Raw genomic sequence first — 25,415 nt, 5'->3', positions numbered from 1 at the left:
TCCTCGGAGAACCCCATGGAAAAGCGTGAATTACTCTACTCAGGTAAGGCGAAGTCTGTGTATACCACTGACGATCCGGACTACATGGTGCTGGAGTTCCGCAACGATACTTCCGCTTTCGATGGCAAGAAGGTCGAGCAGCTGGACCGTAAAGGTATGGTGAACAATAAGTTCAACGCCTACATCATGACCAAGCTGGCTGAGGCGGGTATTCCGACGCACTTTGAACGTCTGTTGTCGGATACCGATGCGCTGGTTAAGCGTCTGGATATGATTCCGCTGGAGTGTGTGGTGCGTAATATCGCCGCAGGTTCTCTGTGCCGTCGTCTGGGTGTGGAAGAAGGTATCGATCTGGTTCCGCCAACCTTTGAACTGTTTCTGAAAAACGATGCGCTGGGCGACCCTATGGTCAATGAATACCACGCCCGTTCTTTTGGCTGGGTCGAAGACCAGCATCTGGCGCGCATGAAAGAGCTGACCTTTAAAGTGAACGATGTGCTGAAGCAGATTTTCCTTGAAGGTGGTCTGCTGCTGGTTGATTCCAAGCTGGAATTCGGCCTGTTTAAAGGTGAAGTGGTGCTGGGTGACGAGTTCTCACCAGACGGCTGCCGCCTGTGGGATAAAGACTCCCGTGAGAAGCTGGATAAAGACCGTTTCCGTCAGGGGCTGGGCGGTGTGGTTGAAGCCTATGAAGAAGTGGGCCGTCGTATCGGCGTAACCTTCTGATCAGCGGGTAAACCTCTGGTATATACTCTGTGTCGCTGCTGCTGGCGCAGAGTATTCACTTCTTTTATTTTTATTCCCTCTTTTCTCTCCTTTTTCCGCTTTTCTCTTCTGTTTGTGAAGTATTTCCTGCTTGTAGCGCAAATAATTGGCAATCGCGCCATTTGCGGGCAAACTAGCCGTACTCGGCCGCACTGACGGTTGACTGGATAAATCATAAGAACGGGAATATCTCCATGAAAAAGACTGCAATCGCTGCGTTTCTGCTGGCAATGACGCCGGTGGCCGCACAAGCTGATTTACTTTTTACCGTCGGTGCCAAAGCCAGTGTCTGGAATGCTGAAGCCGGTGGCCAGATTGATGAAGGCGTTTCGGTTGAAAAAGACGGCCTGAATCTCGACTCTGACAACGGTCAGCAGCTGACTGTGTTCTTCGAACACCCGCTGCCGTTTATTCCGAACCTGAAGCTGAAGCAGACCTCACTGGAATTGGAAGGTGACGGTAATATTAACGCCCAGTTTGCTGATCAGACGTTTAATGAAGACGTTAGCAGTAAACTGGATCTGAGCCACTCTGATCTGACCCTGTACTGGGGCCTGCCGCTGCCGGTACCTTTTGTTGATGTGAATTTTGGTCTGACTGCCCGTCAGTTTGATGGCGTTGCAGAAGTCAGCGGAAAAACCACCAGTGTTAATGAAAGTGTTGATCTCGATTTCGTGATGCCGCTGGTTTACGGTGAAGTAAAAATCGACAGCCCATTTGGCCTGTATGCGTCAGCCGATATTAACTACATCGGTATGGGCGGTAATAAGCTGAGCGATATCAGCTACGGCATCGGTTACGATCTGCCGGTACCGGTTGTGGATATCGGTCTGGAAGCCGGTTACCGCAGCATTAACCTGAAAGCCGATAAAGACCTGGCTGACATCGATACCGATTTCGATGTGTCCGGTGCTTACTTTGGTGCTTCTCTGGCACTGGGTTTCTGATAAGTGCTTCTGATAAGAGCTGATATGTCAGCATAAAAAAAGCGGCCTTATGGCCGCTTTTTTTATACATCGTTTTGCTGTTCTGCGTACTTATTCTTTTTCACGGATAAATTCGGCCAGAATGTCACCATTCTTATGGCTGGCGATCAAAACGCTCATTACTTCAGCGCGTACTGCATGGGTCGGGTGTTTGCGGTAATCGGAATCAAGGTAGCAGCGGTCGGTCAGCAGGCAGAAGCGCAGGCCAAGTTGCAGGGTCAGGGTGCGTTCTGAGGTGTAAGGGTAGGCGGCTTCCGGTGTGATATTCCAGGACAGGTCGTCAAACAGGCCCGGTTCCCAGTACCACTTGCTGGTGTTGTTCTGATTAACCAGAGAGTCGTAGCTTTTAAAATTCAGAGTTGCGGCTACCCAGCGCTGTCCGCGATCGCGTAATACTTCCTGGCCAATGCGGTTAATTTCGGTTTCTTCTTTCAGTGCAAATTCCAGTACCGATTTGGCCAGCTGCCCTGGCTGATACTGGGCTTTTTCATCGGGAAATAATGGCCCGTAAACGGCGCTGTTTGGCAGATTACGCATACCAACAATGGTGAAGCTCTGCTTATTCTGGCCGTAGTTATATTTGGCCGGCTGCAGATCGAACTGAACATAATAGATTTTATCGGATGACAAGGCGGCTGCAGGATTTTGGCCAAACAGGTTGTCAATCTGAGATGAACTCAGTTTGGTTTTCTTTTGCCATGCTGTGCGTGCGTCGGAGAGGCGCTGGCGGGTGCGGATTTCACGTTCCTGAGCTTCTTTCTGAGCGGCGAGGGCGGCTTGTTCTGCGCGCTGTGCTTCCAGCAGTTGCATGCGCCGCAGTTCTTCTTTAGAAGGGCCGGAGCAGGCTTGCAGTGTGAGTATGCAGGCCAGAATAATCAGCATCCGCATGGTGGTATCTCCTTTATTTTTCTCATTTGTGGCGGATTATATCCTGCTTTTATCCTGATTGTGTTACAGAAAGGAAATCAGGTTATTGCTGATGTGCGGCATGTGGCTGGACACTGGTGTGATGCTGTGCGAATCTTTGCCAAAATGTGCATTTGGATAATGCTGTGAAAGTTCTTTTCTGTGTGTTGTTTCTGAGTTTGTTGGGCTGCAGTGAGGGGTTGGGGAATATACCGGATTCTGAACTGCGCCAGCGCCATTATCGTTGTCAGATGGCAACCGGTCTGTCTCAGGCTGAAATTCAGGTCTGCAAAAACATCAAGCGGGAATGCGAGCAGCGGGCTAAAAACGGTAATTTTGCCTGCTGAATGTGGTTTGATTCTCTGTTTGGGCGGAAAAACTTCGTATTGCTTTTGCTGTCATAGGAATTGCTACGGGCTTGTAGTAGTGTACTGGCCTCTTGGATAACTCATGCAAGGAATTTTCATGAATCTGATTAAATCAGCACCTGCGGTCATTCTGGGTGCTTTGTTGTTGGCCGGTTGCGGTCAGGAGGACTCTGTGAAGTTAGAAAATCATGTTGATCAGGCGAGCTATGGCGTTGGTCTTAATATTGGTCGTCAGTTGTCTCGCGAAGAAGTCGACATGAATGCCGATGCGATTGCTGCAGGCATCAAAGATGCTCTGGCAAATGCTGAGCCGCGCATCGGTGAAGATGTGATTAAAGCCGCTTTCGATAAAATCCGTGAAGAGCAAACCATGAAGCAGGAAGCACTGAATGATGCTGCTGCTAAAGCGGGTCAGGATTTCCTGGCTGAAAATGCCAAGCGTAAAGATGTGACTGTGACTGAATCTGGTCTGCAGTATGAAGTTATGGTTGCTGCGGCCGATGGCCAGCCAGTGCCGGAAGCTTCTGATACTGTGCGTGTGCATTATCATGGCACTCTGATTGACGGTACTGTATTTGACAGTTCTGTTGAGCGTGGTGAGCCTGCACAATTCCCGGTTACCGGTGTTATCCGTGGTTGGGTAGAAGCGCTGCAGATGATGAAAGTGGGTGATAAGTGGAAGCTGTATATTCCTGCTGAACTGGCTTACGGCGCACGTAGCCCAAGCCCGCGTATTCCTGCAAACTCCGCTCTGGTGTTTGAGGTTGAGCTGCTGGATATCGTTAAGTAATTAACGCCAGTTGTAAGGTGCGGTATATGCCGCACCTGCTTTTCTGTTTTTCTCCGCTCGTCCTTCTCTTCTTTATTTCTATTGGCTGCCCTGTGTATTAATCGGTGTGTGTCGCCGGTGTTTGCCCTTCTCTCAGATAGTTGGCCATATCGGCCAGTGTGCGGCGCAGGCTGTTCAGCTGATTTTCGTTCATGGCGATGGTGTGTTCACATTTGCGGCAATTAAGGCTTTTGTTCTGAAGGAGTTCGGCTGCACGTTTGGCATTGATGGTGTTGCAGGCAGGGCAGGTGACCGGATAATGGGCAGATTGAGCAACAGAATTCACAGCAATTCCCGCAAGTTAACATGAATAGTAAACAAGCTAATGGAAAAGTATGAAGAAGAAAAGAAGGAAGTGTTAAAAGTGTAAATATGGTCGGGGTAGAGAGATTCGAACTCCCGACATCCTGCTCCCAAAGCAGGCGCGCTACCAGACTGCGCTATACCCCGAATGCTGTTTGGCTCCCCGAGTTGGACTTGAACCAACGACCAATAGATTAACAGTCTACTGCTCTACCGACTGAGCTATCGGGGAACTTCGTAACAGCGAGGCGTATATTACGGAGAGGCCTGTTGTTCGTCAACACCTTTTTTCAATAAAAACAAAAAACTAGCGAAGATTTTACCATCAGCGGCATTCTGTCTGCGCAGCCCGGCTAAAGTGGATTAAGGGGAGGTTCGGCGGCGTATGGTTGTCAGCGGACAAAGCGGCCGAAGATGCCGCGCGGGCAAGGCAATTCATGTCACACTTTGTCCAGATTATGGTTGGTTGCTACGACTCAGACAAACTGTGGGTGCGGAATGTGCATCAGGCAGTGGTGTTCTGCCACACTTGATGAGATGTTAACGAGTGACAGGAAAGCCCTGATTTCTTTGCAAAGGAGATAGCGGATGCATATCAATGCTCCATTCGAGCTGATTCTGTTTGGTGGCCTGGGGGATCTGGCGCAACGCAAGCTGCTGCCGGCGTTGTATCTGCTGCATCGTGACGGGCGTCTGCCGGCCGGGCGTATTTATTCGACTACCCGGCGCGACATCAGTGCCACCGATTTTGCCGAGATGGTCCGCGCGGCACTTAAACGGCATGTCGCAACCGAATATCTGGAAGAAAGCAGCTGGCAGAGCTTCAGTGAGCGTCTGCACTGTCTGACGGTAGATCTCAGCGATGAGGCCCAGTACAGCCTGTTGGCCGGCGCGCTGATGCCCGGCGATATTAACCGTATTTTTTATCTGGCTACCGGTTCCGATCTGTATACCGGCATTGCCCGCGGCTTGCATAACAGTGGTCTGATTCTCAGCCAGAGCAAAATCGTGCTGGAAAAGCCCATCGGTCATGACTTTGCTTCAGCGCAGGCGATTAATAACGCCGTTGCTGAATACTTTGCTGAATCGCAGATTTACCGTATCGACCATTATCTGGGCAAAGAAACGGTACAGAATCTGATGGTGCTGCGCTTTGCCAATTCCCTGTTTGAATCCCAGTGGAATCAGAAGTACATCGATCATATTCAGATCACCATTTCTGAATCTCTGGGCGTGGAAAAACGCGCGGGTTTTTATGATCAGGTCGGCGCTATGCGCGATATGTTTCAGAACCATCTGCTGCAATTACTCTGTATTACCGCGATGGAACCGCCGGCCCGGCTGGAACCGGATGCGGTGCGTGACGAAAAGGTAAAAGTACTTAAATCCCTGAAGGCCATTACGGCAGAAGCGGTCAGCGATAAAGTGGTTCGTGGTCAGTACGATGCCGGCGTATCCGATGGTCAGCCGGTGCCGCGCTACCGCGATGAACCCGGTGTGCAGGCCAAAAGCATGACCGAAACCTTTGTTGCGGTAAAAGTTGAGATTGATAACTGGCGCTGGGCGGGGGTGCCGTTTTATCTGCGTACTGGTAAGCGTCTGGCGGACCGGGCCTGTGAAATTGTGGTGCATTTTAAAGCCATTCCGCACTCCATCTTCCCGATGCAGCATAAAAATACCATGGCCAACAAACTGATCTTCCGCCTGCAGCCGGATGAAGGTATCCGCCTGATGTTGTGCGAAAAACGGGTAGGGCCGGGCATGAATGTGCGGCCGATGAATCTCAGTCTGAATCCGGCCAACCATAAGCAGACACGGGTGCCGGAAGCCTACGAACGTTTGTTGTTTGATGTACTGAGTGCAAATGCCACGCTGTTTTTACGCGATGATGAATTACTTGAGGCATGGCGCTGGGTCGATCCGATTCTGCAGGCGTGGAACGACTCTGAGCAGCGTCCGGAACCCTATACTTCGGGCTCCTGGGGGCCGGCTGCAGCAACCTTGCTGCTGGCCAAAGATGGCCGTCTGTGGGATGAGAACAGCTGAGGAATGCCTATGTTGAACGGAATGCAGGATCTGCGCTTTAACAGCAGTGATACGCTGGCCAGACAGCTGGCGGGTGATCTGGCGACGCGTCTGCAGCGCTGCATTGAACGCCGTGGCCGGGCTTGTCTGGCGGTCAGCGGTGGCAAGACGCCGGTCGCTTTTTTTCAGCAGCTGGCACAACAGCCGGTCGACTGGCAGAAAGTTCTGATTACGCTGGTGGATGAACGCTGGGTGGACGAGCATGATCCTCAGAGCAATGCCGCGCTGGTGCGTGAGCATCTGCTGCAACATCAGGCGGCACAGGCTTACTTTCTGCCGTTAAAAAACAAGGCAGCGTCGCCGCAGCAGGGCTTTATGGACTGTGAAAATACCCTGCATGAGCAGCTTGATCAGCTCGATTATGCGGTACTGGGTATGGGCAGCGATGGACATACGGCGAGCTGGTTTCCACACAGCCAGGCACTGCCGCGCTGTCTGGATGGTAACTCCGGCGCCTGGTGTTGCCCGGTGAGCGACGAACAGGTCACGCCGCCACGTATGACCCTGACCTGGAGTTTACTGGCGAACTGCCGCCATCTGTTTTTGTTATTTGACGGTGACGATAAAAACCGCGTGTTCAGTCTCGCCTGCGATACCGCTGAAGCAGGCAACACCGCGGCCATGCCGGTGCGCCGGGTTTTGTTTCAGTCACAGGTCGGCCTGAGCGTTTATCGCCGGGAAAATTTACACGGAGAGCCTGATGCACCCCTTACTGCTTGATGTTACCGAACGCATCCGCCAGCGCAGCAAAGCCACCCGCGCTGCTTATCTGGCACAAACAGAACAGGCCGTAGCGCAGGGGCCTGTGCGCGAACAGCTGAGCTGTACCAATCTGGCCCATGATTATGCGGCGTCCCCAGATGCTGAAAAACTGATCCTGAAGCAGAATCACCGTGCCGCCAATATTGCCATCATCAGTGCGTATAACGATGTGCTGTCGGCTCATGCGCCATATCGCGATTACCCGCAGCAACTGAAAAAAGCACTGGCGGCCAGTGGGCATGTCGGACAGATGGCCGGTGGTGTGCCGGCGATGTGCGATGGTGTCACTCAGGGGCAAACAGGAATGGAGTTGTCGTTATTCAGCCGTGATGTGATTGCGCTGAGTACGGCGGTGGCGATGTCACATCAGGTGTTTGACGGCATGCTGCTGCTCGGCATCTGCGACAAAATTGTGCCGGGGTTATTGATGGCTGCTCTGCGCTTTGGTCATCTGCCGGCGGTGTTTGTACCGGCAGGCCCCATGCCCAGCGGTATCAGTAACAACGATAAAGCCAAAGTCCGGCAGGCTTATGCTGCCGGAGAGGTCGGCCGCGATGAGCTGCTGCAGAGTGAGATGGCGTCGTATCACAGTGCCGGCACCTGCACCTTTTATGGCACAGCCAATTCCAATCAGATGCTGATGGAAATCATGGGCCTGCAGTTACCTGGGTCATCGTTTATTAATCCGAATGATCCGTTGCGGGCGCCGTTAACCGCTGCCGCAGCCCAGCGTGTCAGCGAGCTTACTGCTCTGGCGCCAGACTTTATGCCACTGGGACAAATGGTCGATGAACGCACGCTGGTGAATGCCATGGTGGGGCTGCTGGCGACCGGTGGTTCGACCAATCACAGCATTCATTTACCGGCGATCGGACGTATGGCCGGAGTGATTATCGACTGGCAGGATATGGCCGATCTGTCCGATGTCGTACCGCTGCTGACGCGGGTTTATCCCAATGGCAAGGCCGATATCAACGCCTTTCAGCAAAGTGGTGGTATGGCCTATTTAATGCGCGAACTGGCTTCCGCCGGGCTGCTGCATACCGATGTTAAAACCATTATGGGCGATGGCCTGGAGCCGTATTTCAAAGAGCCGTATCTGAATTCAGAGGGCACACTGGGCTGGCGTCCGGCGGTGGCTGAGAGTCTCGATTTATCGGTACTGGCACCGGCTCACGCGCCTTTTATGCGCGAAGGCGGCATGAAATTACTGCAGGGCAATCTGGGGCGGGCGATTATGAAAGTCTCTGCGGTGCCGGATGACCGCTGGCAGGTCGAAGCCCCGGCGCGGGTATTCACAACCCAGGAAGCGGTGCTTACCGCTTACCATAATGGTGAACTCAACTGCGATGTGGTGGTGGTACTGAAGTATCAGGGGCCAAAAGCCAATGGTATGCCGGAGCTGCATCAGCTGACACCGGCGCTGACCAATCTGCAGGACGCCGGCTACCGTGTGGCGCTGGTGACCGATGGTCGCTTATCCGGTGCTTCCGGTAAGGTTCCGGCGGCCATTCATGTCTGCCCCGAAGCTTATGCCGGCGGCTGGCTGGATCGGGTTCAGGATGGTGATGTGATTCGCCTCGACGGCCATCATGGTGAGCTGACGGTGTTGGCCGAAGGTTTTGCTCAGCGTCCGGCCCAGGAGCCGCCCGTGTTGTCGGCGACCGGGGTTGGTCGCGAGTTATTCGCCGGCTTGCGCAAATTAGTCACTCCGGCCGATCAGGGCGCGTTGTCTGTCGGCTGGGATTAAAACAGAACACTCGTCTGAGCATTCAGGGTACGTTTAAGGAGAATCGTGATGTGGGATTTATGGTTAGACCGCGCCAAGCCTCTGGTGCCGGTGATGGTGATTGAAGACCCGGAAGACGCGGTGCCGATGGCGCAGGCGCTGGTGCAGGGCGGTGTGCGTCTGCTGGAAATTACCCTGCGTACCCGTCATGGGCTGGAAGCCATTACGCGGATAAAGCATGAAGTTCCCGGAGCTATTGTCGGCGTGGGTACCGTAACCAGTGCACAGCAGATGGAAGATGCACTGAACCGGGGCGCCGAGTTCGTTGTCAGTCCGGGCATTTCGCCGGAGTTGCTGGAATGTGCCCGTCGTTGGGGAGGCCCTTATCTGCCCGGTGTGGCAACCCCGAGCGAAGTGTTGCAGGCGCGGGCCGCGGGCTTTAAATATCAGAAGTTTTTCCCCGCTGCAGCGGCTGGTGGCATCGAGATGCTGAAAGCCTTTTCAGGCCCTTTTGCCGATGTGAAATTCTGCCCGACCGGCGGTATTGGTCAGAAAAATTATCAGGATTATCTGGCACTGAATAATGTCTTTGCGGTAGGCGGCAGCTGGCTGACACCGGCAGAGGCCGTCTCGGCACGAAACTGGCAAGCCATTACAACCATGGCCATTGCCGGATAACTGAGAGCCTATGAATGACCCAATACTGAGCGGTTTTAAACAGCGCCTGGAGCGTATTTATTCTGAGCGGAACGATCTGGATGAGCTGGCGCAGAATATTCTGCGTCTGTGCCAGCAGTTTTCTGACAATACGCTCCGGAAGGAAAAAACAGCCAGAGCGGAACGCTGGTCGGAGCAGGACGTTATTCTGATTACCTACGGCCACAGTATTCAGAGCAGTGGTGAGATTCCGTTGCAGACACTGGGCGATTTTTTACGCGCTCATTTGCAGGATACGATTAACAATGTGCATATCCTGCCGTTTTTTCCTTACAGTTCGGACGATGGCTTTTCGGTAATTGATTACCGTCAGGTTAACCCTGACTGGGGCAGCTGGGAGGATATCAGCGCCATCGCCAGAGATTTTGATCTGATGATGGATCTGGTGATCAATCATTGCTCGCGGGAAAATCTGTGGTTTGTCGATTACATCGCTAACCGTGAACCCTACAGTGAATATTTTATTGAAGTGGACCCGGCAACCGATGTGTCGGTGGTTACCCGTCCGCGTAATACGCCGTTATTAACCCCGGTGCATACTCACCGTGGCGTGCGCCATGTCTGGGCTACGTTCAGCGAAGACCAGATCGATCTGAACTTTGCCAACCCTGCCGTTTTACTCGAATTTATTCAGATATTACTGTTGTATGTGGAGCGTGGTGCGCGCTTTATCCGGCTGGATGCGATTGCTTTTTTATGGAAAAAAATCGGCACCCGCTGTGTGCATCTGCCGCAGACCCATGAGGTGGTAAAACTGCTGCGCGATGTACTTGCTTATGCCGCACCGGAAGCGGTGTTAATTACCGAAACCAATGTACCGGTGGCAGAAAATCTGAGTTATTTTGGCCAGTCCGATGAAGCTCATATGGTCTATCAGTTCGGTCTGCCACCGCTGGTTTTACATGCGCTGAATCGTGGTAATGCCAGCTTTCTGACCGACTGGGCGGATAAAATACCGCCGCTGCCAGCCGACTGCACCTATCTGAATTTTACCGCTTCCCACGATGGTATCGGCGTACGCCCGGTAGAGGGCATTTTGCCTGAGCGTGAAGTGCAGGATCTGATTGATTCCATGCACCGTTTTGGTGGCTTTGTCAGTATGAAAGCCAACCCTGATGGCAGTCAGAGCCCTTATGAAATCAATATCAGCTTGTTTGATGCCTGCATGGGCACCCGGCGCGGCAGCGATCATTTTCAGGTGCAGCGTTTCCTTTGTTCGCAGGCCATTATGCTGGCCCTGAGGGGGATTCCGGCGTTGTATATTCACAGTCTGGTCGCCACCCCGAACGATCTGGATCATGTTGAACAAACCGGTCGAACACGCTCAATTAACCGTAAAATCTGGGATAAGCATGAACTGGAATGTCTGTTAAATAACCCAGTGACACCCCAGGCGGAAGTCTTTACGGAATTACGCCGTATGATCAGAATACGCCGTGAGCAGAAGGCTTTTCACCCGGATGCAAAGCAGGACATTGTACGGATTAATTCCGATTTATTTATTGTTAAGCGCACCAGTGTGGATAACCGTCAGACACTGTATGCACTGTCAAATGTGACGGAGCGTATTCTGCAATTGCCGTTAGCCAGTCTGGGTTTTTTACCGGGAGGATTGGTTGATCTGCTGAGTCACCACGAAGCCGATATTGCCGCAACGGAGATATTAACTCTGGCGCCGTATCAGACGGTATGGCTGACTCAGAGTCTGTAACAACAATACCTCAGCGGCTGAGGCCGCCGATCATCAGGCGGATAATCTCACGCCGCCAGGGTTCAATCTGCTTGTCGCTGAAATCATTAAGGGCGACATGTTTAACCGTTTCCATCAGCATTGCGGTCACCAGCCGGGCAGCGATGGCAGTGTCCATTTCGCTGCGCAGGAAGGCCTTGCTGATACCGTTTTGCAGATAGTAAGCGGTAAATTCAGCGAATAATTCCTGAATACGGTTTACCGCATCACTGATTTCGGCATCGACTCCGTAAGACTCGTAAAAGGCAATGCGTGCCAGCTGCGGGCGTTCACGGAAAATAGCAATTAACCGGTCAGCAATCCGTTCCAGCTGTTGCTGATATTCCGGCAGCGAGTTGGTGTTGGGCGGATCCTGTTGCACGACGGTCGACATCTCGCTCAGCAGCAAACTCAGAATTTCATTAAAGATATCCCGTTTGTTTTTGTAATAGCGGTAAACCGTGCCGTGCCCAATCCCCAGGCGGGTGGCGATATCAGCGATGCCACTGGCATGGAAGCCTTTTTCAGCAAAAATATCGATGGCTGCATCCAGAATATCCTGGCGGCGGCGGGCAATTTTTTCAGGTGACGCAATATTAACCATAACAGTCCAACGGTTTGCCGCAGGCTTTAGTTGCGACGCAAAAACGGAAAGAGGCGTCATTTTTGAGGGCATCATCGCATATTGTCAAATACAGAGGTTGGTGTTTTTTTTGATAGCAAACAATTCTTAACCCCTATGGAGCTGTCTGTGTATATTGTTGTATATGTTTTGTATAGGTATATTTAAGCAGAGGCAGGAGAAGGGTTATGACTACATCAGAACTTAAAAAAGCACTGCGCCAGGGGGGAGTGGATGTCAATATCCTCACCAATGAGGGCGATCTCTATCTGGTACAGGTGGACTATCTGGGACGCCTGAGCCTGCTGATGGAGGATGGTATGCCGGTACGTTTCCGTGGCTTATCGGAATGTTCCGGAAAACTGGCCAGTCTGGGTGTAAGCAAAGGCTTTATGGTGCAGCAATTACCCTATGACGAGATGATCAATAACGCCGAGCGTCCCCAGGCAGACCGCCTGCCGATGCATTTTCATTGATACACCGGTCATGGCAGGCAGTCTGAAGACAATCACTGAACCTGTCAGTGGTTGTCTTCCTCGACAGCTTCATAGATGCGGTCGAGAATATCAGGCACGGCTGAAATCACCCGGTTCCAGCTCGGGATAAAAGGCGTTTCCATCGGATTGGCGAGGAAATGTTCACCGGCAGACATAATATTTTCGGCAAAGAGTTCTACGGCTTTTTCTTCGGCATGGCGATCGAGTGTTAAGCCATTCATGCGCGCATCGTTGTAATAGGTTTCAACAAAATCCAGCGCAATGCGGAAGTAGGTGGCTTTGATTGAGCGGAAGGTTTCAGTAGTAAAAATCTCTCCCTGGGTGGCCAGCTTACGGAAAATGGCTTTGCAGATATCGGTGCTCATTTTCGATAAGCCGCGGCTGGCGTCTTCTTCCGACAGAGGCTGGTGTTTATGGTCATACACATCGGCAATATCGACCTGGCAGATACGGTTAGTCGAGTAATTACGCTTCATTTCTGACAGGACACCGATTTCCAATCCCCAGTCCGAGGGAATGCGGATATCGTTCAGCACATCGGTACGCATAGAAAATTCACCCGACAGCGGATAACGGAAGCTGTCGAGGTATTCCAGATAATCGAGAGAGCCATAGACTTTTTTCAGGGCGCGGATTAACGGTGTTACCAATAAACGACTGACCCGGCCATTCAGTTTTTGTGTGGCCACGCGGGCATAATAGCCTTTGGCAAATTCGTAGTTAAAGGCCGGATTAGCCACCGGATAAATTAAGCGCGCCAGCATGCTGCGGTCGTAGGTAACGATGTCGCAATCGTGCAGTGCAACCGATTCGGCACGGCCCGACGCCAGCACATAGCCATAGCAGTACCAGACATTACGGCCTTTCCCCATTTCTTTCGGCGCCAGGCCTTCGTTTTGCAGCAACTCATCAATTTTGCGCAGGCGCGGGCCATCGTTCCATAAAATGCGGTGATGCTGTGGCAGGCGCGAGAAAAACTCCCGGGCATGGGCATATTCTTTTTCATCGGCGCGATCAAGGCCAATCACGATTTCGTTAAGGTAGGGGACTTTGGCAACGTCGTTAATAATGTTGTCCAGTGCCGGGCCGCTGAGTTCGGAGTAGAGAGAGGGCAGCACCAGCGACATGGGCCTGATACGTGAAAAACTGATGAGTTCTTTTTCTAATTCGTCCAGCGGACGGTCAACCAGATTATGCAGAGTGGTAATAATGCCGTTCTGATAAAAATCAGCCACTATGAGCCTCCTTGAACAGGTCATCTAACAGGGAAAGTAAGGTTTCATTCCAGCCCGCCGGTCCGGCTTTGCTGGCAATCCGCAGCTGTGGGTGCTGCAGTTCGAGGGTGTTTTTTATACCGGGAATCACAATGGCGTAGTCGGCGGCGCTGAGCATGGCGCGGTCATTTTCGCCATCACCGAGGGCGATAACTTTGACCGGCTGTTGCCATAACGCTTCGTAATGATGACGGCAGAATTCCAGGCCGTGGGCCTTATCGTTAGGCCCCATTACATGATGAAAACGGCCGCCACTGAGCAGACGCAGATTGTGCATGGTCAATGCCTGGCGGAACTCTTCCAATTGCTTTTCCGTACCGGTCCAGACCAGCGGTTCGGACGCGCTGCGCTGTTTTGCCAGATGAGCGTCGTCTACCGATAAACCGGTTAATGCCGCTACTTCGGTGGCGGTCATATCGTTAAAACCACGGAACTGAAAACCCTGCTGACGCAGGCTGTGCAGCACTTTCAGTATGGCCAGATAACTGCTGTGCAGAATTTCGCTGTTGTAGCCATTGCCGTTGCTTTTCGGAATAAAAATCGCGCCGCCGTTTTCGCAGACAAAGGGATCGTGGTTGTCGAGCGTTTCCCTCAGAAGCAGCATTTCGTCAAAGGTTTTACTGCTGTTAAAGACGCAGGGAATATTCAGGCTGTGCAGTTTTTTTAAGGCTTTTTCTGCTGCCTGCGCGCTGTAGCTGTGATGATCTAGCAGGCAGCCATCAAGATCGGTGACCACAACCAATGGCAGCTCCGGCGGGGTATTGTGCGGATGTGTGGATGTATTCATGGCTTATCCACCTCCGGGGTTTTGCTGTGAATGGCGGCAACCTGATGCTGCGTGTCGAGTTCCAGCACCAGATCGGCATGCTCAGGCAGTTCGCGCAATGCGTTCTCGGTCAGGCGCTGATAGTGCTGAATAAAGCGTATCAGCCCGGCCTCGCTGAGGCTGCGGTCGGTGGTTTTGCGCAGGCTGATTTTGTTCTGTGACAGGGCTTCCGATTGTTTGCGGTTGTTGTCTTCCTGCTCGCGCCGCCATTGGTGTACGGCTTTCATGTCGGGGACTTTCAGCATCAGCAGGCGGTCGATCTGAGCGAACCATTCGGCATAGCTGCCGGCCAGTTGCTGATTGACCCAGCGCCGCCACTGGCCGTCGCTGTCATCGCTGGCTTCGAGGCTGTTGACCGGCTCCTGCAGGTCTTCTTCTGCAACCGGCAGACAGCCTACACACCAACCTTCAAACAGGATCAGATCGACCGGGCCTGTCACTTTATGCCAATAATTATCCGGCAGGCGGTCATCCTGAACTTTATCGAAGACCGGAATCATCAAACGCTCACCTTCGTTCAGCTTGCGCAGCTGGCGGGTCAGCAACATGCCCAGTGCCACGTCATGGGTACCGGGTACGCCGCGGGTGCTCAGCAGCGGGTGAATATTCAGCGCCAGCTGGCTGCGTTCGGAGTGCGTCAGGTAGAGATCATCAATGGACAGTACCACCGTGTTCCAGCCCAGAGCTTTGCGGTAGACCAGTGCCAGAGCTTTACACAGGGTGGATTTCCCCGATCCCTGGCCACCATGAATACCAATAACCGGCACTTCTGTCGGCAGGCGGCCTTTCTCGCTTGCCAGCCAGGCGGCAAGCGGTGCCCAGACATCCGGCCACTGACTCCGCCAGGCGGCAGGAAAGTCCTGCAGCTCGGTTTCGCCGGCGCTGCGTAATTGTTCCAGCAGTTGTGGATCGCTGCTGAGTGATTGTGGCCAGAGTGTTGGTTGAAAATTCATATCGATACCTGTTATCTGTCCCGGTTAAATTAATGGTAGAGCAGATACCTGAATGAGACAGAGCAGGCACTGTGCCAGATAAAATTTTTCGCCTGATTTTACTGACCCAGAGCACGGCTTTTGTGTGCTTTGGTGAGCATGTACCGGTGTAGAATGGTCTGTATAAGCTCAGAACAGCGGGGCTGGCAGTCTGCACAGGCAGTGCAGATGCGGGAACGCCAGCGGGAAAGGTGGCGTTTTATTTTAATGCTTTGTTTTGGTGCATTTTATGCTGGTGTTTTTCATGCGCCCCATGGTGGTGCAATAATGCGGTGGTGCGATAATGCCGCCCAGACCGGACGATGCATGTGTTGTTCTGTTCGCTTCTTTCAGTCGCTTATTTCAGGAGAGTTTCATGCAGCCACGGGTTGCCTATCAGGGCACTGCCGGCGCTTATTCGCATCTGGCTTGTTGTAAGGTGTTCCCACATTGGGAAGCGGTCGCCTGCGATGATTTTTTATCGGCGCTGGAGCTGGTGGCTTCGGGGTTTGCCGATCGGGCGATGATTCCGCTGGAAAACTCAACCGCCGGGCGGGTTGAAGAGATTTACCGGTTGATTCCGAAAACCTCGCTGTTTGTTATTGCCGAGCATTTTGAACCGGTGAATCACTGTTTGCTGGCATTGCCGGGGGTCAGCCTCAGCGAAATTGAGGAGGTGGCTTCCCATCCGCAGGCGCTGGCGCAGTGCCATCAGCGCATCGTTAATCTGGGCATGAAAGCGGTGGCGGCGGTTGATACGGCAATGGAAGCGCGTAACCTGAGTCAGGGTGAAAACCGCAAGCGTGGCGCCATTGCCTCGGCGCTGGCCGCCGAGCTGTATGGCCTGAATGTGGTGCACGATAACTTTCAGGATGTCATCGGTAATACCACCCGTTTTCTGGTGTTCAGCCGCGAGCAGGAGCATCAGCAGGCTGAACCCGGTATGGATTACATCACCAGTATTCTGTTTTCGGTGCGCAATATTCCGGCAGCGCTGTATAAAGCCCTGGGCGGCTTCGCCACCAACGGTGTGAACCTGTTAAAGTTGGAAAGTTATATGGATGGCGGCACCATGGAGGCCAGCCATTTTCATGTTGATATTCAGGGGCACCCGCAGCAGCACAATATGATTCTGGCCCTGGAAGAGCTGGAATACTTTGCCCGCGAAGTGCGCATATTAGGCAGTTATCCGGCGCACGATTACCGCGTTTAAGCAGGTACTCAGACATACATCTTCAGCGGATAATCATCCTGTAATTGCAGCACCAGAGCCTGCAGGGGCTGCAGTTGCAGACGTCCGCCATGAAAATGAAGGGTTTCCGGGGCGGCGTTCTTTTGATCCTTTTTCTTATTATTCAGCAGACAACTGGCCAGCGCCTGCGGGTGCAGACTGGTGGATTGCGTGCGGTTGGAAAAATTCAGCAGTATCAGCAGTCGTTCGCTTCGGCCGGCATTTATACCACTGCGTTCATAGGCGAGGACATCCGCTGACGCCTGCAAAAGGCGCAGTTTTCCCTGATGCAGGGCCGGTGTTTTTTTGCGCAGCCAGATCAGTTTTTTATACCAGCTCAGCAGGCAGTGCGGGTTTTGCTGTTGTTGCGCAACGCTGTGAGCAGGTATGGCTTCATCCGGCAACCAGCTCTGTCCCTGACTAAAGGTGTTAAGCGGAGCATCCCACATCATCGGCCGGCGGCAGCCGTCGCGTCCGGGATGCAGTGGCCAGTAACGGATACCCACCGGGTCCTGCAGGTCGCCACGCTTAACGTTTTGTTCCGGCATTCCGGTTTCTTCACCGTAATATAAAAACGGCGTTCCGCGTAACGTCAGCAGCAGGGCGGCGAGTATTTCAAGGCGGGCCTGGGTATGTTTACCGGCCTGATAACGGCTGGCATGACGGCAAAAATCGTGATTACTTAATGTGTAATTAGGCCAGTTTTCACTGCCCAATAATTCCGTCCATTTTCTGATGATGGCGTGAAACGCACTGGCTTTAAAGGGTGCACGCAGAAATTCAAAATTAAAGGCCAGATGCAGCTCGTCATTCTGACCATAATAACTGGCTGGTAAATCACTGTTGCCAGCATCAGCAAGCATCACTTCGCCTACCATCATCCGCTCTGGCCAGGCATCAATCCAGTGCCGCATTTCATGCAGCAGACTGTGCATCTCCGGCTGATCACGATCATAGATATGACGCTGGCGATCATAAGGCCGTGCCAGCCTGAACCAGTCGGTCGGGTTATTACGCAGTTGCGCATCTTTGTAATACAGATTCACCACATCCAGGCGGAAGCCATCGACGCCTTTCGCCAGCCAGAACTCCATAACCTGTTTTACGGCCTGTTTAACCGCAGGATTGCGCCAGTTGAGGTCGGGCTGCTGTGGCAGAAAAGAGTGGTAATACCAGGCCTGACGCTGAGCGTTAAAGGTCCAGCCGCGCCCGCCAAAACAGCCAAGCCAGTTATTAGGCGGCTGTTTACCGTTATGCCATATATACCAGTCGGCTTTATCAGAATCCGGATCGCAGCTTTGCTGAAACCAGGGATGCTGGTCGGAGGTATGATTGACCACCAGATCGAGAATAATCCGGATCTGGCGCTGATGCGCCTGCTGCAGTAATTCATCGAAATCATCCATGCTGCCGAACTGCGGATCGATAGCGCAGTAGTCGCTGATGTCGTAACCAAAATCGTGCATGGGGGATGGAAAAAACGGTGACAGCCAGATGGCATCAATGCCGAGAGATTGTTCAGTGCCATCATTTAAATAATCAAGACGCTGAATCAGCCCCTGCAGATCACCGATACCATCGCCGTTGCTGTCCTGAAAACTGCGCGGATAGATCTGATAAAAAACTCCCTGTTGCCACCAGTTCATAAAGGCCTCTGCTGTCCGTAATAAGGCGATTATGGCCGGCGCTTTGTGACAGAGGTATGAAGCTCAGGGTTAATTATCAGCACACTTACCGTTAGCAGCTTTCGTCGGATGGTGGCAGCAGCCAGCGCAGGCATAACTGGCGCAGCTGTTCCTGACGGATGGGTTTGCTGAGGAAATCATCAAAGCCATTATTCAGGGCTTTTTCCCGGTATTCAGGCAGGGCATGGGCGGTGAGAGCAACCACCGGAATGCGCTTATAGTCCGGGGTTTCCTGCTCATGTTCCCGTAGCCGCTGGGTGGCGGTAAAGCCATCCATCACCGGCATTTCACAGTCCATTAAAATCATATCCGGATGAGCCTGTTGCTTTTCCTGCCAGGCCTTAATAAGGCTGCTGCCATCGGAAAAAAGCTCATATTTAACACCAAGATGGCGCAGCATGCCGGCAACAACCTTTTGATTAACCGGATTATCTTCGGCTACCCAAATGAGGCAATCTTTGAATAACTGCGCAGGCGTTGTATGAGTGTTGCCATACTGCGTACCTGTATTATTCAGGCGGTGAACAATGCTGGAAGTTTTCAGTGGCCGAACAATCTGTTGTAACGGGTTCAGGTCGCTTTGATTCTCATCGCAAAGATATATAACACGCCGGTAATCCTCAGGGTTTATTTCTGCTGCAGCTTTGTCGCTGAATAATATATCGGCGGGCGCGTGCCGGGTTTGCTGGAAACCGAGTTCACGCATAAAGCGTGCTGTTAATTCCTGTTCTTCGGGCTTATCCAGCTGAATACATACACTGCCTGAGCCTATGTTTCTGATATCGATGGGATTGTCCGGCAGGCAGTCGGGTAGGGTAAAAATAAATTCTGTGCCCTCGCCGCTGCGGCTGTGAACGTTGATATCGCCACCGAGTAATTCGCTTAACTGTTTACAGATGCTTAACCCCAGACCGGTGCCGCCGTAATTACGGGAGGTAGAAGCATCAGCCTGGCTGAAGTGTTCAAATAAGCGTGTTTGATATTCTTCACTGATACCGATCCCCGTGTCTTTAACACTGAGCAGCATTTTTCCATCGCTGAAACGCACTGTCAGGATAATACTGCCACGGCTGGTAAATTTGACGGCGTTGCTGAGCAGATTATTGATGATCTGGCGCAGGCGTGTGGGGTCAGTATGAATGGTCTGGTACATTGGCAGATGCAGGTAGGCCAGTAATGTCAGATCTTTTTCTTTTGCCTGCTGGGAATACAGTGTCAGGCAGTCACTGATCAGTTCGTGTAAAAGAACTTCCTGCATCTCCAGCTGCAGTTTGCCGGAATTCATTTTTGATAGATCCAGAATGTCATTAAGAATGGTGAGCAGTGATTCGCCGGATGTGTTGATGGTTTCCAGATAGCGTTGCTGCTGTGGGTCGAGTCGCGTCTGCCCCAATAATTGCACCATACCCAGTACACCATTCAGCGGTGTGCGGATTTCGTGGCTCATCATGGCCAGGAATACCGATTTAGCCTGATTTTCCAGTTCGGTCTGTTTGCGCTGCAGTTCTGCTTCCTGCATACGATAGCGCGAGCGCAGGCTTTCTCTCTGTGCTTCCGTCATCTGCTCCAGCGTGAGTTTATGTTGCTGGCGTTCTTCGTAAAAACGCAGGGCAATGGCCATGCTGTGCGTACAGACCAAGAAAATGGAGCCAATGTGTGAGGAGTATTCAATTAGTGGCGTGATGGGCAGCAAGCCTTCTTTGCTCAGGCTGTGGACGATGACTCCCAAAAGCAGAGTCAGCCAGCCGCCGGCATAAAGTACCCCGGATATTGTCCGTTGCAGAGCTGCACTGATGCCGATCATCAGACTGAGCAGGCCTACAGTAAAAGTACCGGCCATGGTTATTTTTACGGCGAGCTGATAATCCAGCAGAGGATTCAGCACCAGCATCAGCCAGGCAGAATATAAACAGAGCTGATTCAGGCGGTTCAGACGCGGATAGTATTTCTTCAGGTGTAAAAAGCGCTGGGTGAAAAGGGCAGCAAAAATACAGGAGGCAGCGATAGCAATAATGGTCAGACGTTCCTCCAGCCATAAATTGTCAGGCCACAGGTATTCAAATCCATAACCGCTGAGAGAGACGTAAAAGACCAGATAACCAAATAAAAAGCAGGTGAAATACAGGATGTACATTTCACGGGTTGTTGCGGCAATAAAGAAATTAAACAGCAAAATGGCCGCAATAAAACCGATATACAGCCCCGCGCCCAGATAGTCGCTGGCTGCCTCGGCTTCCTGCTCGTCCCTTAACCAGAATGCAACAGGCAGCTGCATAGAGCCCGCACTTTGTGCCCGGAGATAAATCTCGTACTCACCGGCATAATTCAGCCGCAGGGGTATATGGAAATTACGGTGTCGCAGGGGGCGCTGGCTGAACGGCAAGCGATCGCCAAACTGTTCCTGCTGAATGGTTCGCTGGTCAAACTGCAGATACAGATCAACCCGGTCAAGCAGCGGGAATTCAATACTCAATCGCCACTGGTCGCTGGCTTCCGGTAATTTTACACGCAGCCGGAACCAATAAGCATGCGGCGATAAGCCGAAATTCGGGATGGTATCAGAGTGGCGCCGCCAGTCGGGCTTTAAAGCTTTTAATTCGTCCAGAGTAAGAGCTTGCTGGCTGTCTTCCCGCCAGTACTCAAGTTCGCGCCCCAGCAGGCGCCCTGAGTCCTGTGCGCTGAGTGTCCAGCTGGCTGGTGTTATGGCAAAGGCCGTCAGTGACTGGCCGGAAAGACAGAGCAGAAATATCAGGGAGACAGCAAAGCGGATAACGGACGGATAACCGGAATCAGCGGCGTATGCCTTGTTGTTGGCTGCGATAATCACCCGGTGTCAGTCCCATCCATTTTTTGAAAGCGCGGTGGAATGTGCTGGTTTCGGTGTAACCCAGATACTCGGCAATTTCACGGATGCTGGTATCCTGCTGCGCCAGACGCAGGCTGGCTTCTTCCAGCCGGCATTCATCTTTCAGTTTCTGAAAAGAGGTCTGCTCGTCATGCAGGCGCCTTCTCAGTGTAGCACCGGATACACCGAGCTGGACGGCGCTTTCCGCCAGATCCGGAAGGCTGTCGAGTTCGTAACGGCGGAACAGCTGACGCAGTTTACCGGTCATGCTTTCATGCGGATTCGGCCGGGCGAGAAAATCGGCCGGAGAGTGATTTAAAAAGGCGCGCAGGGAGGCCGCAGTCTGACTGACCGGCAGGCTGAGTACCCGGCTGGGAATCAGCAGATAGGTACTGTCTTCGTTGAATTTAACCGGTGTGGCAAACAGGTTCTGATACAGCGCGGCATGGGCAGGGGGCGGATAGTTGCAACCGACCGACAGCAGGGGAATACCCTGGCCTACCAGCCAGCTGCTCAGCCTGTGCCAGATAGCCAGCAGGGATTCACTGAGAAAATGATCAGGGTCTGCAACCGGATCATGTTCAATCTGTATTCGCGACAATTGCGGACCGCGAATAACAAGTATATTGGGGGCGCCATCAAACAGCGCGTAAAAGCTGTGGGCACGGTGTAAGGCATGCTCCAGTGATGAGCAACTGATGATGGCCTTGCACATCATGGCAAAGGTGCCGGAATGGCTGCGCACTTTCGCCAGCCCCATAAATTCATCGTCGCTGTGGGCCCACAGGGTGGCCATCAGACTGGCGTAGTCATTAGCATTAATCTGCCCTTCAGGATCGGCCAGAACAGCGGTATCCAGTCCGGCCGCCGTCCACAGCTGTTCAGGGTTCAGACCCAGTCGGGCAGCACCGCGCAGTGGCGCATCAATAAAGGGGCGGGGTATCCAGTGACTCGACATGCCTGAAACTCACAGTATCCGGCCGGAGTGGCCGGATGTGATTTTGTTGTTATTGATCAGGAATGGCAAGGTTTGATGAGCATATCTGCTATACCGTGCAGGCGTCGGCTTAGCGGGCTTTGGGCTGATAGACTGTGGTTTTGTTACGACCGCTTTCTTTGGCGTGATAGAGCGCTTTGTCGGCGGCCTGTAGCCAGTCCTGAGCACTGGAGAAGCTTTTCTGATAGCGGGCAATACCCAGGCTGGCGGTGGCATGAATGCTTTGCTGTTCATACCGGACTTCCATGCGTTCAATCATCTTGCGGATACGCTCGGCAAAGACCACGGCCTCTTCTTCATCGGTATCGACCAGCAGAGCCGCAAACACTTCACCACCAAAACGGCAGACATGGTCGGTCTGGCGCAGTGTCTGGCGAACGCCTTCCGATACCGAGCGCAGTACCTCGTCACCGGCCTGATGGCCATAGCGGCCATTAATGGTACGGAAATCGTCCAGATCAAACATGACCAGGGTGCTTGGTAATACCGAACGCTGGCAGCGCAGAAATTCACGCTCGATATCTTTCAGCCAGTAACCGCGACTGGACAGCTCGGTCAGCTGGTCTGTGCGGTTCAGTTCATTCAGGGTCTGATGAGCAGACTGTACGTCTTCGCGGCTGACGGCAATGTCGGTTACGTCATAAATAATCACGCAGATATGATCAACACTGCGGTTAATCGACTCCAGCGGAATAATACTGGTGTTCTGATACATCACCGACGCGCGGCCGGTAATAGGGCGGTAATTTTTAAAGCGGAATAAATACGGACGTTGCTCCCAGATGGTAAAGGTGCGGGTTTTCAGCTGATAAACCGGCTCCGCTTTTTTCATAAACCAGTCTTTGGGAATTTCGTTGAACAGGTCGAACAGATTTTCGCCCTTGGCTTTTTGCGGGCTTAAGCCACTGTGGCTTTCCATAAAGCCATTCCACAGCTGGATATTGTACTGGCGGTCGAGTACCACCAGACCGACGTCGATATTCTGCAGAATATCCATCAGCCAGTGGATGTCACCAAATTCAATGTTTGAATCCGTCATACGTTAATCCAGCAGATAATTAATTTTGTTGTTCAGTTTCGCGACTGAGTCTTCGGTAAACAGCAACAGCAGGTCACAGTCGATATTCACATGCTCAATGGTGTAGTGGATTTCAATGGCCAGGGTTTTGGTCCACTGATGATTACCACTTTTTAAAATGTCCTCGACTTTGCAATGCTGGCCAAGCACCACCGGATGACCCTGATTAAAGTGAATCTCCAGCTGCTCACCAATGCCCTGAATACAGGCGCCGATTAACAGTGAGCTGACGTCCATTAATAATTCCAGCTCGCCGTAACGGTCGAGTTCGCCACCATAATTCATCAGTGCGGCCAGGTCGGAGAAGCTGGTGTCGTTAAATAACAGCAGCGCTTCACCGGCAATACCTGAACCAATAAATCCCTGGCATACCGCTGACATAGCCGAATCGGTTTCAGCATCCTGAATCGCCATATGCAGATCGCTGGATTCAATCAGGTTTACTTTGGGAATCGGCAACACCACATAGACATCCAGCAGTCGTGCTAAACGGTCGGCGGCCTGACCCATGGCAACGTTAGTCAGCTCCTGATAACAGTCGCGTTGGTCTTCGTTCAGAGATACTGCGGTAGATGTGACGCTCATATCAGGCCCCTGTCAGAATGCCGTATTCGGTCAGCACTTCGCGGGCTTTATCGGCATCAATCGGCTTTTTGATAAAAGCCATTGCACCGAGTTTTCTGACTCTGTCCTGAGCATCGGGCTGAATATCGCCGGACACAACAATCACCATGGCAGGCAGATCTTCTTTGCGGATGGTTTCCAGTACGCCGTAGCCATCCATATTGGGCATGGTCAGGTCGAGAAAAACCACTTCGCCTTTTCCTTCGCGGATGGCCTGTACGCCTTCCACGCCATCACCGGCAAAATGAATGTCCACTTCCCATTCTTTGGGGATCGCCCGCGCCATTTGTTTACGGGCAAAACTTGAGTCGTCGCAGATCAGAACGTTGGTAGCCATAGCTGTCATCGGCAGAGAAATTGATGACTAAGTAATAGTTGCCCGCTGCTTATTGAGCAACTAATCGGAAGGAATAGAGGGAAGAAACTGCTGTTGCAGCCTGATAGTCAGACGAAGGTATCAGGCTACAGTAAGAACGTCCTCAGCGTTTATCGTAAACCACCACCAGCTGACGGCTGAGTGCCAGCAATACACCGTCGGCGGTGTAGATCCGCGCTTCTGTGTGGCCATAACCATCGTGCGCCTGACGGATGTCCGCCTCGTACCAGAGCCAGTCGCTGCCGCCCGGTAACTGCGGCAGCTGGCTTAACGGCGTCACCATCTCGATGCTCCAGGTTACGCTGGCACAGGGCGCCGGGCTTTTCAGTTTTTGCAGCAGCGTTGGCGGCCAGGCATCGATCAGGGCGACCAGATGGGCATTGCTCAGCGCGCGTTCGCCATCGTTAAAGCGCATCCAGCCACGGATAACATTGTGTTTGCTGTTGGTGAAGGGTAGGCCGCCTTCCACATAGGTGAAGTTAATATGCTGGGTAAACTCCGGAGTTATGCCTTTGATAAAGGGCATGGCCTGACCTGATCCTGGCGTGCCACAGCTGACAGGTGGCAGCTTAACCTCTATGTCGGATTCCCGCTCACGCCCAAAGCAGGCATTAACCAGCGTGGTTACCTGATCCTGCTGTACGGTCTGGCCCTGATAGTGAGCAACGGATTTACCAACGCGGATGCTTTGGCTGCTGAGGGTAAAGGATTCAGCGGTATTGAGCGGGCCGCAAAAACTGACATTCAGTGAACGCAGCACCTGGCCGTCATCCAGACCCTGTTCTATGCGGTGCAGGATCAATGCCGCCGACAGGCCGCCAAAGGTGGTGCGGCCCTGACCCCAGCTGGGGTGGATTTCCAGCGTATCCTGCTGACTAACCTGCTGCAGGTAATCGTCAAAATTCATAGCGTCTCACTTTTAAAGGCAGGTCCCTTTTAAGGGCAGATCCTTGTTAAGGGCTGATTCGGGTGTGTATCCGGGACATTCTCAGGCGTCAAACCATAGCACAGGGCGCTTGTTTGTCTTATAGCGTGGTGGGAAAAACGTTCAGTTCTTATGTCTGTTTTGAGCAATTCTGTTAACAGAATCGGGCAAAGCGATCATTGCCAAAATCCAGCTTTCCGGTATAACGGGCGCCCTTTGCGCCGGTCAGGCCATTTCCTGATAGAATTCACACAGTCGTGCTGTGCCTGTCTGGCTATCACAATC

General features: G+C 52.5%; 24 protein-coding genes and 2 tRNA genes. 11 read left to right on the top strand and 15 right to left on the bottom strand.

What is annotated here, in order from left to right:
- Nucleotides 1-15: 15 nt before the first annotated feature.
- Together purC and HUF19_RS10765 are read left to right on the top strand one after the other, a co-directional pair.
- Nucleotides 16-726: a phosphoribosylaminoimidazolesuccinocarboxamide synthase gene (purC, locus tag HUF19_RS10770; protein ID WP_145470372.1), complete on the top strand. Its 711-nt coding sequence runs from the start codon at nt 16-18 to the stop codon at nt 724-726.
- Between the two features lie 233 nt (nt 727-959).
- On the top strand, nt 960-1,712 hold the full coding sequence (locus tag HUF19_RS10765) for a TIGR04219 family outer membrane beta-barrel protein (protein WP_260996653.1): 753 nt from the start codon (nt 960-962) through the stop codon (nt 1,710-1,712).
- A 90-nt stretch (nt 1,713-1,802) separates the two neighbouring features.
- Here the strand turns inward: HUF19_RS10765 and HUF19_RS10760 are convergent, their stop codons facing one another.
- Nucleotides 1,803-2,639: a hypothetical protein gene (locus HUF19_RS10760; RefSeq protein WP_260996652.1), complete on the bottom strand. Its 837-nt coding sequence runs from the start codon at nt 2,637-2,639 to the stop codon at nt 1,803-1,805.
- Nucleotides 2,640-2,803: 164 nt separating this feature from the next.
- On the opposite strand from HUF19_RS10760, the gene HUF19_RS10755 reads away from it, so the two are divergent.
- Complete coding sequence (locus HUF19_RS10755) at nt 2,804-3,004, top strand: hypothetical protein (RefSeq protein ID WP_260996651.1); 201 nt, start codon at nt 2,804-2,806, stop codon at nt 3,002-3,004.
- A gap of 118 nt (nt 3,005-3,122) precedes the next feature.
- Nucleotides 3,123-3,815, top strand: coding sequence for a BamJ family beta-barrel-assembly machinery protein (gene bamJ / locus HUF19_RS10750; RefSeq protein WP_260996650.1), 693 nt, complete (start codon nt 3,123-3,125; stop codon nt 3,813-3,815).
- A 97-nt stretch (nt 3,816-3,912) separates the two neighbouring features.
- On the opposite strand, the gene HUF19_RS10745 is transcribed toward bamJ, so the two are convergent.
- From HUF19_RS10745 to HUF19_RS10735, 3 genes are all read right to left on the bottom strand, one after another.
- On the bottom strand, nt 3,913-4,140 hold the full coding sequence (locus tag HUF19_RS10745) for a hypothetical protein (RefSeq protein WP_260996649.1): 228 nt from the start codon (nt 4,138-4,140) through the stop codon (nt 3,913-3,915).
- 87 nt (nt 4,141-4,227) lie between these two features.
- Nucleotides 4,228-4,304: transfer RNA gene (locus HUF19_RS10740), tRNA-Pro, on the bottom strand.
- A 9-nt stretch (nt 4,305-4,313) separates the two neighbouring features.
- Nucleotides 4,314-4,389 (bottom strand) — tRNA-Asn (locus HUF19_RS10735).
- 356 nt (nt 4,390-4,745) lie between these two features.
- Between HUF19_RS10735 and zwf the strand changes: the two genes are divergently transcribed.
- Genes zwf through HUF19_RS10710 form a run of 5 tightly spaced genes read left to right on the top strand, consistent with a single transcriptional unit; the run spans nt 4,746 to nt 11,161 of the window.
- Nucleotides 4,746-6,203 (top strand): glucose-6-phosphate dehydrogenase, encoded by a 1,458-nt coding sequence (gene zwf / locus HUF19_RS10730; RefSeq protein WP_260996648.1) that lies wholly within the window; start codon nt 4,746-4,748, stop codon nt 6,201-6,203.
- Nucleotides 6,204-6,212: 9 nt separating this feature from the next.
- Nucleotides 6,213-6,962: a 6-phosphogluconolactonase gene (gene pgl, locus HUF19_RS10725; RefSeq protein WP_260996647.1), complete on the top strand. Its 750-nt coding sequence runs from the start codon at nt 6,213-6,215 to the stop codon at nt 6,960-6,962.
- Nucleotides 6,943-8,754 (top strand): phosphogluconate dehydratase, encoded by a 1,812-nt coding sequence (edd, locus tag HUF19_RS10720; RefSeq protein WP_260996646.1) that lies wholly within the window; start codon nt 6,943-6,945, stop codon nt 8,752-8,754. Before pgl ends, edd begins: the two co-directional genes overlap by 20 nt.
- A 48-nt stretch (nt 8,755-8,802) precedes the next feature.
- Entirely contained in the window at nt 8,803-9,411 is a 609-nt protein-coding gene (gene eda, locus HUF19_RS10715; RefSeq protein WP_145470386.1) for a bifunctional 4-hydroxy-2-oxoglutarate aldolase/2-dehydro-3-deoxy-phosphogluconate aldolase, read from the top strand.
- Nucleotides 9,412-9,421: 10 nt separating this feature from the next.
- Entirely contained in the window at nt 9,422-11,161 is a 1,740-nt protein-coding gene (locus HUF19_RS10710; RefSeq protein WP_260996645.1) for a sugar phosphorylase, read from the top strand.
- Nucleotides 11,162-11,171: 10 nt separating this feature from the next.
- On the opposite strand, the gene HUF19_RS10705 is transcribed toward HUF19_RS10710, so the two are convergent.
- On the bottom strand, nt 11,172-11,783 hold the full coding sequence (locus HUF19_RS10705) for a TetR/AcrR family transcriptional regulator (protein ID WP_260996644.1): 612 nt from the start codon (nt 11,781-11,783) through the stop codon (nt 11,172-11,174).
- 206 nt (nt 11,784-11,989) lie between these two features.
- Here HUF19_RS10705 and HUF19_RS10700 point away from each other — a divergent pair, with 206 nt between their 5' ends.
- Entirely contained in the window at nt 11,990-12,277 is a 288-nt protein-coding gene (locus tag HUF19_RS10700) for a DUF6482 family protein (RefSeq protein WP_260996643.1), read from the top strand.
- A gap of 44 nt (nt 12,278-12,321) precedes the next feature.
- On the opposite strand, the gene HUF19_RS10695 is transcribed toward HUF19_RS10700, so the two are convergent.
- Genes HUF19_RS10695 through HUF19_RS10685 form a run of 3 tightly spaced genes read right to left on the bottom strand, consistent with a single transcriptional unit; the run spans nt 12,322 to nt 15,351 of the window.
- Nucleotides 12,322-13,533, bottom strand: a complete 1,212-nt coding sequence (locus tag HUF19_RS10695; RefSeq protein ID WP_260996642.1) for a glycosyltransferase family protein — start codon at nt 13,531-13,533, stop codon at nt 12,322-12,324.
- Complete coding sequence (locus HUF19_RS10690) at nt 13,526-14,359, bottom strand: HAD-IIB family hydrolase (protein ID WP_260996641.1); 834 nt, start codon at nt 14,357-14,359, stop codon at nt 13,526-13,528. The genes HUF19_RS10695 and HUF19_RS10690 overlap by 8 nt, the downstream gene beginning before the upstream one ends.
- Nucleotides 14,356-15,351: a hypothetical protein gene (locus tag HUF19_RS10685; protein WP_260996640.1), complete on the bottom strand. Its 996-nt coding sequence runs from the start codon at nt 15,349-15,351 to the stop codon at nt 14,356-14,358. Before HUF19_RS10685 ends, HUF19_RS10690 begins: the two co-directional genes overlap by 4 nt.
- 394 nt (nt 15,352-15,745) lie before the next feature.
- Between HUF19_RS10685 and HUF19_RS10680 the strand changes: the two genes are divergently transcribed.
- Nucleotides 15,746-16,582 (top strand): prephenate dehydratase, encoded by an 837-nt coding sequence (locus tag HUF19_RS10680; RefSeq protein WP_260996639.1) that lies wholly within the window; start codon nt 15,746-15,748, stop codon nt 16,580-16,582.
- An 8-nt stretch (nt 16,583-16,590) separates the two neighbouring features.
- Here the strand turns inward: HUF19_RS10680 and HUF19_RS10675 are convergent, their stop codons facing one another.
- From HUF19_RS10675 to HUF19_RS10645, 7 genes are all read right to left on the bottom strand, one after another.
- Complete coding sequence (locus HUF19_RS10675; protein WP_260996638.1) at nt 16,591-18,246, bottom strand: alpha-amylase family glycosyl hydrolase; 1,656 nt, start codon at nt 18,244-18,246, stop codon at nt 16,591-16,593.
- 91 nt (nt 18,247-18,337) lie between these two features.
- Nucleotides 18,338-21,112, bottom strand: a complete 2,775-nt coding sequence (locus HUF19_RS10670; RefSeq protein WP_260996637.1) for a hybrid sensor histidine kinase/response regulator — start codon at nt 21,110-21,112, stop codon at nt 18,338-18,340.
- The gene (locus HUF19_RS10665; protein ID WP_260996636.1) at nt 21,075-22,088 is read right to left on the bottom strand and encodes an AraC family transcriptional regulator; all 1,014 of its coding nucleotides are present in this window, start codon (nt 22,086-22,088) and stop codon (nt 21,075-21,077) included. The genes HUF19_RS10670 and HUF19_RS10665 overlap by 38 nt, the downstream gene beginning before the upstream one ends.
- A gap of 109 nt (nt 22,089-22,197) precedes the next feature.
- On the bottom strand, nt 22,198-23,166 hold the full coding sequence (locus HUF19_RS10660) for a sensor domain-containing diguanylate cyclase (protein ID WP_260996635.1): 969 nt from the start codon (nt 23,164-23,166) through the stop codon (nt 22,198-22,200).
- 3 nt (nt 23,167-23,169) lie between these two features.
- On the bottom strand, nt 23,170-23,790 hold the full coding sequence (locus tag HUF19_RS10655; RefSeq protein WP_260996634.1) for a histidine kinase: 621 nt from the start codon (nt 23,788-23,790) through the stop codon (nt 23,170-23,172).
- A gap of 1 nt (nt 23,791) precedes the next feature.
- A complete protein-coding gene (locus tag HUF19_RS10650) occupies nt 23,792-24,166 on the bottom strand; it encodes a response regulator (protein ID WP_230331428.1) in 375 nt (124 codons plus the stop codon).
- A gap of 142 nt (nt 24,167-24,308) precedes the next feature.
- Nucleotides 24,309-25,112 (bottom strand): acyl-CoA thioesterase, encoded by an 804-nt coding sequence (locus tag HUF19_RS10645; RefSeq protein WP_260996633.1) that lies wholly within the window; start codon nt 25,110-25,112, stop codon nt 24,309-24,311.
- Between the last annotated feature and the right edge of the window lie 303 nt (nt 25,113-25,415).

Source organism: Thalassolituus hydrocarboniclasticus (assembly GCF_025345565.1).
Taxonomy (GTDB): domain Bacteria; phylum Pseudomonadota; class Gammaproteobacteria; order Pseudomonadales; family Oceanobacteraceae; genus Venatoribacter; species Venatoribacter hydrocarboniclasticus.
This window is presented reverse-complemented; position numbering and strand designations above follow the sequence as displayed.